Genomic DNA, 13,430 nt, shown 5'->3' with positions numbered 1-13,430 from the left:
AGAAATGTTAAATATTTTAACAAAATTATCTTTTTAACCAATTATTTTGTTGTCAACTTGGATCTAATTAATAATAATCGTCCGTTTATTCCGATACTTCTAGATTTTGTCTAACCCAAATAAGCTAATTTGCTATCTTTCTTTTAGGAGCTCCCCCTAACTGTATATTAAGCAATGACAGCGAGTACACAAAGGCAGGTGCAGCAGTTCGCATAGCGGCATGATTGATGGTCAACAACCAGAACAAAACAAAACACATTAAAAACATATTGAACTTATTTTCTAAATACAAAACCAGTGGGGTAAAAAACAAGATCAATAAAGCCATAACGCCCAAAGATCCGTGTTCCGCCAACATCCGAGTAATTTCATCGTGTGATAAAGTGCCATCTCCTGTTTCCGCTTTTCGGGCTTCCACTCCTTTTCCCACACCTACTCCAAAAATGGGATTTTTCAGAAAAAGATCAATTTCGTCCCTCGCCACTTCTTCACGTCCCGTGAACCTGCTCTCTTTTACCCTTCCGGTTGCGTCCTGATTGGCATACCTTTTATCGATAAGACCTCCGGTCTGAAAAGAGATATAAATCCAAGTGGCGACTAAGGCAATCGTTACCATTACAAAAATATAATTCAGTTTTACCCTTCCTTTGAAATTGGATTTGTAATATAGAAACAACAACAGTAAGACAATCATTAAAAAACCGGTGACCATACCACCACGCGAAAACGTAACCATCCCCCTATAGGTAATGTTTAGGGCAATAATTAGATTGAGCACTAATAGAAATTTTGTCCGGGATTCTAATATGATTCTGGAAAAGAAAATGAACATTCCCAACCCTAAAATAGTCGCCACCTGATTGGGACCAAAACCTCCCGAAGTCTCAAAATTCGATTGTGTACTGGTAATAACGTCTCGAATGTTTGGAGTATAGAGCGTTAAATACACCATACAGCTGATGATGGGCAAACCCATACTTAGGAGTATGGTGTTTATTTGATCTAATGGAATCTTACGTCTAAAAGTATATAGAGAAGCTACACCCAAACAGACAGCACCCGAAATATTAAAGGCTACGGTCGTTCTGATATTGGTATCGAAATCCAACACAAAGGTGGAAAGTACCACACTCGGAATCAGCAACAGTAAATACAACCAATAGGGCATGGCTCCTTTTGAAAACCCACTGAAATACATCCCAATAAAAACAAAGACCATTACTGCATATTTGGAAATCTCGTACAAGGGATTACCTCCAGTCATCCTTAAAAAAACTTCGCTTCCCACCACATAAGCCGCGGCCATAAGGGCTTCATTATTCCTATTTTGCTTTTTAATGACATAATAAACACCAAACAGTAAGATGGAATAACCATATATTTTTGAAGTGAAAGGCAATACAAATACCATGGCGCCAATAGCCACATGGAACAGGATCAGATTTAGGTATAAAAGGTCCTCTTTTTTCATGTTAAATCTTTTTTAACTAATTTAATTTTTTTTTAATTAGTCTATGAAATTGAAAATGTGAAACGCATTATCACAATCATCTTTTATTTACCAAAACCGGCAATCTTGTTCACTAAATCAAAATATCTTTCAGCAAAAACAGCTGGACCGTAGTTTTTATTTATATTTTTATTCAACCCAATCGCTTTTTCCTCAGCCACTTTTGGATTAAAAAGAACCTCTCTAATTGCAAGTGCCAACTCTTTAGGTGCTTTAGGAGGAACAATCCACCCAAAATCCCCATTTCCCAAAACTTCTTTACACTGGCCAACATCTGTACAAACTACAGGCAACCCAGCTAAACCATATTCTAAAAGTGCTACTGGCAATCCTTCGCTAATCGAGCTTAATACCCCAACATCAGCTTTGCTCAAAAGTTCAGAAATATCTATTATTGGGCCCAGAAAAACAACGTTTTCATTAAGATTTAGAAGATCAACTTTTTCCATTACTTTTTCAACCCAATATTCATCTTCTAATGAACCCGCTAAAAGTAATTTAAAATTGACATTCTCTCCTTTTAAAAAAGCACATGCTTCCAATAAATTTAAATGATCTTTTTGATCTCGAATGTTTGCCAAGCATAATAGTATCGGTATATCACTTTGCACCTTTTTATTTATCTCCACCAATGAAAAGTTTGGAATATAAATAATATGTGCTTCATTCACTTTTAAATTCCGAATGTCCCATTCTTTTATTTTATCATTCACACATACAATTCCATCAATTAAAAAAGAAAAAAACTTAATAGTTTTTCTGTCAGAATCGGTTAATAAATCACTGAATCCCCAGTGATCGTGCCAAATAACAGTTATTCTTGGAAATAATAATTTTATTATAAAACCCCAATAAATGGAAGTTTGATGGGCATGAATTATTGACGGTTTGTAATTTAAAATTAATTTGAACAGTTTAAAAAAAGCAAAAAAATCCAAAACACTGCGTTTGTTTAAGAACAACACGTTATTTTTTTCTTTAATGAAGTTATAAAGCGGCCCCACTTTTCTTGAAACAACCAAATAATTCTGAATGTTATACGAAGTTAAAGCATTATAAATATTAACACTCATACGCTCCGTTCCCCCAATATCTAGAGAATCTACAATTTGAAGTATTTTAGAATCTTTTTTCATCCATTTATTCAATTCCTTCAGCGATAACAATTAAACTGATTCCAAAAAATTTAGAAAACAAATATGGGTTTATCTTTAGCAAAACATATTTAAAAGGATAGGTAATTTTTTGTAAGATAGTATTATTATTTGACGGTGCATTAATTGAATCAAGAGAATACTCGTAATCTATAACTTTTAACCCAGAATAAGTAATCAAATTAATGGCCGAATTAATATTTAAAAAGATTAAATGCCCAGGATTTTTAATTTTTATTTTTTGCAAATTTCTAATATTAACGGACATACAATCTTCTAAGGGAATGTGCATCACTATATATTTAGCTCTTTTTCCAACTTCTGTCAAAAAAGAGATTGGACTAGCCACATGTTCAAAGACATCATTTAAGGTAACCAAATCAAAATTCTCATCTGATTTGGTAAAATCTTGAAATAAAAATTCGATGTCTTCATCTTTTATATTTTCAACATGAGGAGACACATCGAAACCTTTTAAAATTTGAAGAGATTCAAAATTTAGCTTTAATTCCTTTCCTAATAATTTAATTATTTCTCCTGAACCACAACCAACATCCGCATAAGAGGTAAGTTGAATATTATTATTCTTTAAATACTTAAACAATAATTTTTTAATTGATTCAACTTTATATTTCGTATCCTCTTGATGCCTATTTGGATCTTGAAAATAAATACCTTCTGAATACATATAAGTCTATTTTATGAAACAAAAAGGCAATATACGCTATTTCGCTATTAGTTTAGTAATCTCTTCCTCAAAAATATCTAGGGTATATTTTCTGGACCAGTTTGATGCCTTTTGTTGTTTGCTTATGTAGTCTGGGCTGTTATACAAAAGAGCTTCCAATTGTAAGAGATCTTTTTCCAATTTCAATTCCAACAGCAGCCCTCGCTCTCCGTAATTCAACATAAATGGAACGCAAGACACAGAAGTAGCTATCGGAACACAACCCCAAAACATACCTTCAGCAATACCTTTCGGCCAGCCTTCGCTGTCAGAAGGCAACACTACAAAATGACTATATTGATATGCTTTTTTAATAATTTCCTTTGATTGGTTTCCTTCCAAAGAAATAATTTTTCCTAAATTATTTTGGACAATATAGTGTTCCAATAAATTTCTTTCTGCACCTTCACCATACAGGGCTAAAGTAACATTATATCCTTTCTGAAATAAAGCTTCTATCAATTGAATGGCATACAAAGGGTTCTTGCCTTTAACCAAAGTTCCAGCAAAAACAAAATCAATGCGCCCTTTTAAGTCCTTTTTTGAAATGGGCAACTTATCGCTTTCATAGTAAGTGGCCGTAAAAAAAGGCTTTATATTTTTTGAAGTCCCGTCCCATTCACCGTAAACCATAACCTGCATGTTCCGGGTTAAAAAAGTATTTCCCAGTATCAGCTGCTGTAATCTATAAGTCCAGGACCGTTTAGATTTGGGATCCCAGTTTCCGGCATATTTGGCAGTTTTGGGAGTATTGGGAAACAAAATCTGAATTAAACAACCCAGCAAACCTATATTACCCGGACATCGCAAATGAATATGATCTGCCTTTTTCATCGCGCTATAAATTCGCCAACTGATTCTTGGTATTTTTAAAACAGCTCGAAAACCACTTTTTACACTTAAAATATCAAAACTGTCAACCTTTACAAATTGAATTCCATGATGTTCATAAGAACTATCTATAGGCGAAACAGGCCCAGAAATCTCTGGCGCAACCAAGATCATTTCGGATACATACTTACTCCACACATTCATTTCATGAACATAAGGACCATAAGCAAAATAATTGCCTTGGTTCTGAATATGGGGCACCTGTGTAATGATAACGAAAGTCATTTTTATAACAAAAATTTTGATTTATTTTTTCTTCCAGTAAATGTATTGTTAAATCCAATCATTATCAACAAGAGTATTTAAATTTACAGCGTGTTTTAAGGAAGAAATTCAAATATAGATTAGGTCAAACCTTTTTTTTAAACACTTCCTTGAATTATCTTTTTTACCCTAGCGCTTACTCTATTTGATCAATATACTTCTCATTCGTTAATTATAAACTTATCAAGATAAAATCCATGAATCTTATTTAATAATTTCATTAATGCTATAAATTAATTAAGGAAAAGACTTCTATATTTACATAATATTATTCTCTAATCTCATATTCTAATGGACTTAAAGGAAATGTCATCTGGTGTTGACCAAAATACACATTGGTACTATCAAAGTAAAAAACTTCCCCTGTTCAATTATTTTAAAAAATTACCAGATGGAATTAAATATGATATAATTGATATTGGTTCTGGCTCAGGATTTTTTGCTAAAGAACTATTGCATACTTTTCCAGATAAAATTAATAACTGTTATTTAATAGATACCGAATATACTGATAAAGAAATTAATGAGTCATTAGATACAACCCTGGTGAAACAAAATAAAATACCCAATGTGGTTTCAAATTCATTAGTCATTTTAATGGATGTTTTAGAGCATTTGGAGGATGATTTTCAAATGTTAACTGATATAAAAAACAATTCAATGGGCAACACTAACTATTATTTCATAACTGTTCCAGCATTTCAATCGTTATGGTCTGCTCATGATGACTACTTGTGCCATTATCGACGATATACAATAAGCACACTAAAAGAATTATTATTAAAAAGTAAATTCCCGTTCGATTCAATATATTATTTGTACGGAACATTATTTCCATTAGTATGGATTACTAGAAAAATATCTACTTTGTTCCCTTCTAAAGAATTCACTTCAGAAATGAAGCCTATTCATCCGATTTTAAACAAAATATTACTTTCCATTGGCAGCTTTGATGCAAATTATATGGACAAAAACAAATTAGCAGGAGTTTCATGTGTTGCATTTGGAAAATTCACAAATAAATGATAGAAATTAAAAACAGAATATTTCAGATCGGAATTGTTGTTCCCTGTTATAATGAAGCAAATCGAATTCCATTAATTGAATTTGAAAGACATATTAATGAAAATCAAAATTATTTTTTTTGTTTTGTAAACGACGGAAGTACTGATATAACTTTAAAAACAGTACAGACTTTGTCTTGGAAATATCCCGACCGAATAGCTATTGTTGATAACAAAATTAATTTAGGTAAGGCAGAAGCCGTCAGAAGCGGCATTAATTATCTCTTATCTGAAGAAAAATTTGACATACTTGGCTTTTTAGATGCTGATTTATCAACACCATTAGATGAAATAGAAAAGCTTGTTACCCTATTTAATAATGACAAAAAACTTATTGTCTTTGGCTCCAGAATTAAACACGTTGGTGGTTATGTAGAAAGAGAATTTATCAGGTATATTTTAGGGAGAATTTTCGCTACAGTTGTTAGTAGTTGGCTACTAAAAATAGCAGTATACGATACCCAATGCGGGTTCAAATTTTTCAGACCTATTATTGTCAAACCGCTATTTGACGAGACATTCCAATCTAAATGGTTTTTTGATATTGAATTGTTCTGCAGAATTAAAAAAAACTTCCCTAATACTGACATCAATGAAATTGCACAAGAATTTTTTATTACTACATGGAAAAATGAAAAAGGATCAAAAATAAAATTATCAGATTATTTTAACGCCCCTTTAGAATTAATCAAATTAAAATATCATTACAAAGTATAACAACAAAACTGGATCAAGTTATTAATACAATTCAAAAAATTATATTTATCAATTATCAGCCTTTATTATTTTGGGAAGAATGGAAATGAAATTTTATTGATTATTTTTTGAATCCAAGGAATGCTATATAAACCAGCAGCGCTCATTAGATACAAAGCAACTCGCGAAGGAAAAATATATCTCGGTTCCATATACGTTAATCCGTGAAAGATAAGCAAAGAAATAATGATCCCCCAAAAAATCCAATAACGAATTAATTTTTTTTCTCGAAATAAAAATAACAAAGCACCAGTAACAATAATTAAATTAACAGAATTGATCAGCAAAATAAAAATCCAATAGCCAACAGGTCCTTTGAATGGTCCTAAATCAAACTTATTTGGCTGAACACTATTGATGAAATAAACTTGACCGTAAAAACATTTTACAAAAAACTGCCTAATAAATAACCCTGGATGTTCCAACACATCATCAATTAGAAATTTCTTGTAAACTTCAGCATAGGATTGATGGGTATGATCCATAACTGCAGAAAGTGCGGTACCGCTTTTATTCCAGTTCTGATAATCTTTACTGTCCGGTCGGACATCACTTTCCCAGAAACGAAAATCGGTTGGCTCTTCCCTAAATTGAAATCTTCCTTGGTGCGCTACGTAATAAAACAAGGCTTCTTGATTTGCTCCAGATTTAGTTCGCGTTATGATTTTTGCTAGCTGCAAAATGCCTAACCCTAATAATCCAACACAAACAAAGGATACCATCATTTTTTTTCCATAAGATAAAAAGAAAGGTTTATTCTTAAAAAAGGCATAGAAAACAACTAAAAAACCTAGACCTAAAAGCAATACTGTATTAGGCCTATTCAAAATCAGAAACCACATACCCAGTATTAGAAAAACCCAGCCGATTTTTTTTTTAGGTTTATGAAAAGCAATTGACCATCCATAAATAGCTAAAGTTAAAGAAAAAAAGGCGGGAGCTTCTGCCATTATTCCCAAAGAATAATAACAATGTATCGGAAAAAGGAAAAAAAGCACCACACTTAAAAACCCTACCTCTTTAGAAAAAAAAGAAGTTCCAATTCTAAATATCAAAAGTAAACTAATAGTAATACTAATAGACGTAAAAACAACTCCGTAAACCCAAAGCTGGTTATCTGTAGCATCTGCAGGTGCTAATAAATAAGCAGGAGTATAAAACAGTATAGGCCCAGGCGCTTTCGTAATTACAACCTGATCATATGGGATTTTACCTTTAATAAATAAGGCTAAATTCTTAGATTCTTCATGAAAGGTAATATCTCCAAAAGGCTTAGCCTTAAAAGGAAGATTTAAAACGATAAACATCATCAAAGATGAAATCAATACAATGGTCAGATCAACCCTTTTAACAAAAAAATCAATTCTTTTCATTTGTCGTTTTTTATTATCCATTTAGATAGTTTCGTTCTTAAAATTTAGTGCCGAGGGATTAAATTTAGTTTAAATTCATTGTAGGTCATTTATATATTCCACATCTGAGAGTTGTTAATTACCCTTGTTGAATTGTATTTAATTCTTTATTTCAGGTTTACTCACACATAAACTCCACCACCCTATGGTTCTCCCTAAAGTTTCGGTTAAAGCTTCTTTTCTTTTAATTGTCGTAAATACATTACTAAATCTAATCAATATCAGAAGTATCGTTATTGAATTCCATTTTAGTTTTGCTTTTAATGAAGGTTTTGGGTTCTTGGTTCTCCATACGTACCAGCCGTTTCTCACTACCATTTTACCATATTGGTATTGGTTAGGCCGTCCTGATGGGTTATGAAAATGGTTTAATTTAGCTGCCGTATTCAGATATAATTCACCTATTTTGGCAACTCTCAAGGCAAAATCGGTATCCTCATACAAACCATATCCTTCAAAATAGGACGAGAATTGTAACTTTCTAAAAACTTTCGTTCTAAAAGAAGAAACGCCTCCCATCAATTGCTCTACTTTGTAGATTTTACCACTAGGAGGTAAAAAACTAACACTTCTTCCATGAGAGAATAACGGTAAAAATCCTGGGGGACAATCGCTGTCCAACCCTAATCTTTTTCTGAGCAGGAATCGGCTACCATCTTTACGTTTCCAGCCATCAAAAAAATATTCGTCTATTTTTGCTTGATAATTATCTCCCACCCATTCACATTCTGTCTCATTAATAATATAACCACCTACTCCCAAGGCTTTTGGGTAAATTTCATAGGTACTTAGTAATTGTTCCATATAATCACTTTCCAAAACCGTATCATCATCCAAGAAACAAATAACTTCTATATCATTTCCAACTCGCTCAATCCCATAATTTCTTTGTTTGGTCAAACCGCGATGAGCTGATGGAACCAGAAAATAGGACAGATTTTCGAAATTATTTTCTTGCAAAGCAATTTCAGTCTCATGATTCGTTGAACCGTCAATAATCAGGATTTCATCAGGATACACCGTTTGTTTCTGAACCGACTGCAATAATTGCAACAAGGGTTGAGAACGCATGTAAGTACAAATAATTAGCGTAAATTTCATTCTCTTTTTATCAATTCATTAGCCAAAAAAACACTTCTTTCCCATTGTTTTCTATAAGTCATGAAATAACTTATTGGATTTTTTATTGTCTGATATTTATAATATTTAAAAAACAAAGTTGTTTTATAGCCTCGAACTTGTTCTTGCGTATTATTTAAAATTTGATACAACATTATTGTTGGTGAAGGTTTCGGCTGGATAGCATCTTTTTGCCATTGCAACTCAGGTTGTGATCTGAAACCTCCAACAGGAGCCTTCAAATGTAGTATTTCAGGTTCCGGTAAATACAATACATCATGTCCACAATTCCGTAATTGCATCCCAAAATCACCATCTTCACCAAAGCCAAATTCATATCCCTTCTTAAATTTACAATTCTTCAAACTATCAGCAAATACAAAACTGCAGCCGGCACCAAATGTCATCCATTGAAAAATGACATTCTCTTTTTGATGTTTCTCTTTTTGAAAACATTTAACTGAAACCGCTTTAATTCCAAATTTGTTTATATGTTCTAATGCTTTTAAGATAAAATTATTCTCCAACCGGATATCATCATCTGCAAAGAAAACCCACTCGCTTTTTATTTCTTCTAAAGCTATATTCCTGGCATTACAGGCACCTGCCTGATGGGTAAAAATATGTTTTATGGCAAATGGCCAAATTTCATTAGTCAAATAGTCTAAATCCGATTTACTTCCGTCGTTTGGATTTTGCTCCACTATAATAACATTGGTTGGTAAATGGATTTGTGATTTTAAATCCATTAAAACATCGTGCAAATATTTTTTTCTTCCAATGGTTGGAATAATAACATCAATAGTTCTTTTATCAATCACTTTTTTTGAAGATTGCGCTATAATACTGTCCAAGTTAATAGTTATCTTACTCCTATTCTTATAAAAAAGAGAATACATAAAAGGCCCTATTGGAAATCTTCTTTCGTACAACAGTAGATTCAATAACAATAAAAATGTCCATTGCGTTTTATAATGCTGTTTTACAAAACGAAAAAGAATATAGGTATTGGTCCTTGTTGATAGACCACTTGTATTCTGCTTTAAAAGTTTAGGCTCTGAGTAACATAGTAATCCCTTTCGCATTCCCAGTTTAGCCAACGAAGATAAAAAATAATCAAAATCTTTATCATAAGTAACCTCCGATTTTAAAGCCAATAGAACTGAAGAATGAATCCCTCCAACCATGCTACTCATTTGCCAAGTTGGAAAAGTCACTGATTTATTAATCTTTATAAATGGAGATTCTTCGACATAGCCAATACTTTTGTCTAAAAAAAGAGTATCAGACGGATTGTAAGAAAGTAATAATTTATGATGATGAAATAATTTTTCAATTTCTGAAATATTTAACTGCTCCTTTAAACTGATGTGACACCATGCCAAAATACCATCCGGATATTCTTTGGCTAATAACAGTAAAAAGCCAATTATAGATAACTTATTAGCTTTATCTAAATTAAAAGAATTACTTACTGCTACAACTTCACTTCCATTATGATAAATAATTATCATTGAATTAGTTTTTTATTGATGCTCCGGCGAAGGTTATAATTTCATTTTTTCTAAATCGTACTGTTTTAAACGGATAGTTCATTTTTTTGAAAAAAGCTTCCACTTTAATGTAGGTCGGCTCACCGTTTACAATATGATACGATGCAATAGCAAAATTTGGAGAAAGATTTTCTATCGTTTTTATGCATCCCTCTAAGGCTTCAATTTCGGCACCTTCGATATCCATTTTAACAAAATCCAATTTTTTAATGTTGTTATTCAGCACCCAGTCATCAATCCGTATTGCTTGTTTCTTGACACATTTGTCATTGTCAGGAATCCAAACAGCAGAAGATCCCACTGTTCCTGCCTCATAAAAATCAACCAGCTTATTTTCATTCCATAACAACAAATTCTCGATTTTGATGTTTTCTGCCAGTTCCTTATTTAATTGCACATTCTCATTGATTCTCGCAATATTAAACTTATCGGGTTCAAAGGCATAAACAAGTCCATTTTTTCCAGTCAATTTCGAAAACAAAATAGATAAATGTCCACAATTTGCTCCGGCATCCATAATTACATCTTTACTTTTTACTTGATAAAAATGTTGATAATAACTAAAATCGGGAGCTACAAAATATAAGGCTTCGTTAGTTATCAATGACAAATCCTGAAAAATCGTTTTATAAACTGTTTTTTTTTCTTTTTCACGGATTAGCTCATAAGAAGTTTGGCGTGGAGTATTGATGCTATAATAAAATAATTTAACCTTCTCCTTAAAATTGCCTTTTGGAAAAAGAGTACTAATAATTTTTTTTAATTGTTTTTTCATTTCAATTCGGTTAAACTATTATAAAAAGCCAAACTTTGTTGCGACACTATTTCCATGCTAAATTTTTGGACAACCTTTTCTCTTGCTTTTAGTCCAAATTCTTTTTGAATTTCTTTATTTTCAATTAAGGTAATGATTTTATTTGCATAAACAGCATGATCTGTTGGATGTACTAAAAATCCATTTATTCCATCATCAATAATTTCTTTTGCCCAACCTATGTTGGAAGCAACAATTGCTTTTTGCATCGCCATAGCTTCTATCCAGGAGACTGGAAGAGCTTCAGCAAATGTAGGAAAAACACATACTGCTGCTGCATTAATCTGCTTTTTTATATCCGCATAGGGTACACTTCCTAAATAAGTTACATTCGCTCTCGCCTGTTCAGTAAACAGTCCCTTTATCATATCCCAAGTTGAATCATTTCCCGACAGTATATCAGAAACATCCCTACCCACCAAAATTAATTTTGCATCTGATTTTATTTTGATTACCTCATTAAAAATAAAGGGCAATTCCAACAATCCTTTTTTCCGGATTAAACTGCCAAAATAAAGAATAGTATTGTCCTCAGGAGGAAGAGCATTATCAAAACTTAAATTATCGCTATAAACAGGGGCGTCAAATAAATTAGTATTAATGCAATTGGGAATTATCGTGAATTTCTTTTCCAGACCAAAAATGGCATTCGTTTCATCAGCTGTAAATTGACTTACCGAGAGTAAGTAATCTGCTTTTTGCAATGCTCTTTTTTCATGGAATTTGTTTATCCATTTTACCGGACGATGATCCAAATGGCAGAAATAAGTATCCGAACCATTCAGTCGAATAACAACTGGACATTTTTTTGGATCTATAAAAGATGTAATTCCAGTCCAATCAGGAGCTTCGACTAAATCTATTTCTTTTTCCTGATATAAGGTATCGATTATTTTCTGAAGTTTTTTTCGGGTGAGGTACCAAGACAATCCCTTTAGTTTTACATTTTTTATCTGTTGAATGCAAATGCCGTTATCATAAAAAACACTTTCTTCTTTTTGCCCATAGACTAAAACCCGAACGGTGCATCCTTGTTCTAAAAGTCCTAAAGCCAGGTTTTTGATACTGGTACCAATACCACCAGACGAACCGATTTTAGGATGTGGGTATTCGGGAGTTAAAAAAGCAATTTTCATGTTTTATTTTTTAAAGAAATCTTTTAAAATCACCTTTGTAAACAATATAGCTCCTGCATCATTTAGATGCCCACAAGAAGAAAAATACTGATCTCCCTGAACCACATCTTCATAATTGTGTATTTCAGGGTAGATTTTATTTACTTTCTGAAAATAATCCAATCCTTTAGTATTAGAACACATAGGTGTCATAACGGCAATCAATTTGATATTATTGGCTTTGCAAATTTGCTTTATTTCTTCGTAATATTTATTGTGTATCGGCTGTAGATTGGTTAGGTTATTTTTCATATTCCCCTTTTTAGTGCGTAAAGGATAATACCCTAAATGATCCAAAACATTTGATGGTTTATTTCTCGCTGTGCTATACATCTCTCTAAATCCAATTCGAGGCTCAAAAGTAACATACCTATAAAAAGGGATATAATACAATGCCCAAAAATTTTTCTGTTCTGAAAAATGCTTCGCAATTGTTTTAGAATTGTGAATATAAGGTAAAAATTTAGATGCTACGCTCTCTGATTGTTTTTCGTTAGACAAATTCAAATCAGCTTCCAGAATCACATTTTTTATATGATATCCCCGCTCAATCATTAATTTCAATAATAAAGATGCTTCAAATAAATGACCACCACTCATCCCATAATTAAACGTTTTTAATCCTTTCTCTTCAAATAGGGACGATACGAAATGATTATTCGCTCTAGACGAACCTAAAATTACCACATCATAATCTCTCGCTTTTGAATTGTAAACATAGGAGATTTTATTTCGACTGGAAGATTGTTTATACACTTGTGTATAGATCACATCCAACACCCCCAAAATCAAAAAGGTAACTAGTAATAATTTTGCGGTAAAAAGTAAAAAATACTTCATTTTTAAATTTCTATTATTATCGTTTGCTCTGAAAGCAGTCTATTTTACAAAAACAGTATAACCAATAATCTAACTCGCCGGAAACAAAGCCGAAGGACTCGATTTGAAAAGCGTATTGCATTACCATTCTCTATTAAGCCAAGATTCTCTT

12 protein-coding genes are annotated in these 13,430 nt (G+C 32.4%); 2 read left to right on the top strand and 10 right to left on the bottom strand.

Going from position 1 to position 13,430, the window contains the following annotated elements; genetic code table 11:
* Positions 1 to 124: 124 nt before the first annotated feature.
* The 4 genes from ACNQGH_RS08940 to ACNQGH_RS08925 form a co-directional block, all read right to left on the bottom strand.
* Positions 125 to 1,471 carry an O-antigen ligase family protein gene (locus ACNQGH_RS08940; RefSeq protein ID WP_417955651.1) on the bottom strand — a complete coding sequence of 449 codons (1,347 nt, stop codon included), beginning with the start codon at positions 1,469 to 1,471 and terminating at the stop codon, positions 125 to 127.
* Positions 1,472 to 1,554: 83 nt separating this feature from the next.
* Positions 1,555 to 2,646, bottom strand: coding sequence for a glycosyltransferase (locus ACNQGH_RS08935; protein ID WP_417955650.1), 1,092 nt, complete (start codon positions 2,644 to 2,646; stop codon positions 1,555 to 1,557).
* Positions 2,647 to 2,650: 4 nt separating this feature from the next.
* Complete coding sequence (locus tag ACNQGH_RS08930) at positions 2,651 to 3,352, bottom strand: class I SAM-dependent methyltransferase (protein ID WP_417955649.1); 702 nt, start codon at positions 3,350 to 3,352, stop codon at positions 2,651 to 2,653.
* 36 nt (positions 3,353 to 3,388) lie between these two features.
* Complete coding sequence (locus ACNQGH_RS08925) at positions 3,389 to 4,507, bottom strand: glycosyltransferase (RefSeq protein WP_417955648.1); 1,119 nt, start codon at positions 4,505 to 4,507, stop codon at positions 3,389 to 3,391.
* 330 nt (positions 4,508 to 4,837) lie between these two features.
* Between ACNQGH_RS08925 and ACNQGH_RS08920 the strand changes: the two genes are divergently transcribed.
* On the top strand, positions 4,838 to 5,572 hold the full coding sequence (locus ACNQGH_RS08920) for a hypothetical protein (RefSeq protein ID WP_417955647.1): 735 nt from the start codon (positions 4,838 to 4,840) through the stop codon (positions 5,570 to 5,572).
* A complete protein-coding gene (locus tag ACNQGH_RS08915) occupies positions 5,569 to 6,327 on the top strand; it encodes a glycosyltransferase (RefSeq protein ID WP_417955646.1) in 759 nt (252 codons plus the stop codon). The genes ACNQGH_RS08920 and ACNQGH_RS08915 overlap by 4 nt, the downstream gene beginning before the upstream one ends.
* Positions 6,328 to 6,392: 65 nt before the next feature.
* Here the strand turns inward: ACNQGH_RS08915 and ACNQGH_RS08910 are convergent, their stop codons facing one another.
* From ACNQGH_RS08910 to ACNQGH_RS08885, 6 genes are all read right to left on the bottom strand, one after another.
* Positions 6,393 to 7,739 carry a hypothetical protein gene (locus ACNQGH_RS08910; protein ID WP_417955645.1) on the bottom strand — a complete coding sequence of 449 codons (1,347 nt, stop codon included), beginning with the start codon at positions 7,737 to 7,739 and terminating at the stop codon, positions 6,393 to 6,395.
* Between the two features lie 138 nt (positions 7,740 to 7,877).
* A complete protein-coding gene (locus ACNQGH_RS08905; RefSeq protein ID WP_417955644.1) occupies positions 7,878 to 8,879 on the bottom strand; it encodes a glycosyltransferase family 2 protein in 1,002 nt (333 codons plus the stop codon).
* The gene (locus tag ACNQGH_RS08900) at positions 8,876 to 10,411 is read right to left on the bottom strand and encodes a glycosyltransferase family 2 protein (protein WP_417955643.1); all 1,536 of its coding nucleotides are present in this window, start codon (positions 10,409 to 10,411) and stop codon (positions 8,876 to 8,878) included. The genes ACNQGH_RS08905 and ACNQGH_RS08900 overlap by 4 nt, the downstream gene beginning before the upstream one ends.
* Before the next feature lie 4 nt (positions 10,412 to 10,415).
* A complete protein-coding gene (locus ACNQGH_RS08895) occupies positions 10,416 to 11,225 on the bottom strand; it encodes an FkbM family methyltransferase (protein ID WP_417955642.1) in 810 nt (269 codons plus the stop codon).
* Entirely contained in the window at positions 11,222 to 12,400 is a 1,179-nt protein-coding gene (locus ACNQGH_RS08890; protein ID WP_417955641.1) for a glycosyltransferase family 4 protein, read from the bottom strand. Before ACNQGH_RS08890 ends, ACNQGH_RS08895 begins: the two co-directional genes overlap by 4 nt.
* Positions 12,401 to 12,403: 3 nt before the next feature.
* Positions 12,404 to 13,279 carry a hypothetical protein gene (locus ACNQGH_RS08885; protein ID WP_417955640.1) on the bottom strand — a complete coding sequence of 292 codons (876 nt, stop codon included), beginning with the start codon at positions 13,277 to 13,279 and terminating at the stop codon, positions 12,404 to 12,406.
* Positions 13,280 to 13,430: the final 151 nt, after the last annotated feature.

This window comes from Flavobacterium kochi (assembly GCF_048286715.1).
Classification (GTDB): Bacteria; Bacteroidota; Bacteroidia; order Flavobacteriales; family Flavobacteriaceae; genus Flavobacterium.
Note: the sequence above shows the minus strand (reverse complement) of the source record. Positions and strands in the feature narration are given on the sequence as shown.

Bases quoted from the DNA above. Each gene is read 5' to 3' on its own strand.
- ACNQGH_RS08890 (WP_417955641.1), bottom strand. From the start codon at position 12,400: ATGAAAATTGCTTTTTTAACTCCCGAATACCCACATCCTAAAATCGGT.
- ACNQGH_RS08930 (WP_417955649.1), bottom strand. From the start codon at position 3,352: ATGTATTCAGAAGGTATTTATTTTCAAGATCCAAATAGGCATCAAGAG.
- ACNQGH_RS08905 (WP_417955644.1), bottom strand. From the start codon at position 8,879: ATGAAATTTACGCTAATTATTTGTACTTACATGCGTTCTCAACCCTTG.
- ACNQGH_RS08925 (WP_417955648.1), bottom strand. From the start codon at position 4,507: ATGACTTTCGTTATCATTACACAGGTGCCCCATATTCAGAACCAAGGC.
- ACNQGH_RS08900 (WP_417955643.1), bottom strand. From the start codon at position 10,411: ATGATAATTATTTATCATAATGGAAGTGAAGTTGTAGCAGTAAGTAAT.
- ACNQGH_RS08910 (WP_417955645.1), bottom strand. From the start codon at position 7,739: ATGAAAAGAATTGATTTTTTTGTTAAAAGGGTTGATCTGACCATTGTA.
- ACNQGH_RS08935 (WP_417955650.1), bottom strand. From the start codon at position 2,646: ATGAAAAAAGATTCTAAAATACTTCAAATTGTAGATTCTCTAGATATT.
- ACNQGH_RS08895 (WP_417955642.1), bottom strand. From the start codon at position 11,225: ATGAAAAAACAATTAAAAAAAATTATTAGTACTCTTTTTCCAAAAGGC.
- ACNQGH_RS08915 (WP_417955646.1), top strand. From the start codon at position 5,569: ATGATAGAAATTAAAAACAGAATATTTCAGATCGGAATTGTTGTTCCC.
- ACNQGH_RS08920 (WP_417955647.1), top strand. From the start codon at position 4,838: ATGGACTTAAAGGAAATGTCATCTGGTGTTGACCAAAATACACATTGG.
- ACNQGH_RS08885 (WP_417955640.1), bottom strand. From the start codon at position 13,279: ATGAAGTATTTTTTACTTTTTACCGCAAAATTATTACTAGTTACCTTT.
- ACNQGH_RS08940 (WP_417955651.1), bottom strand. From the start codon at position 1,471: ATGAAAAAAGAGGACCTTTTATACCTAAATCTGATCCTGTTCCATGTG.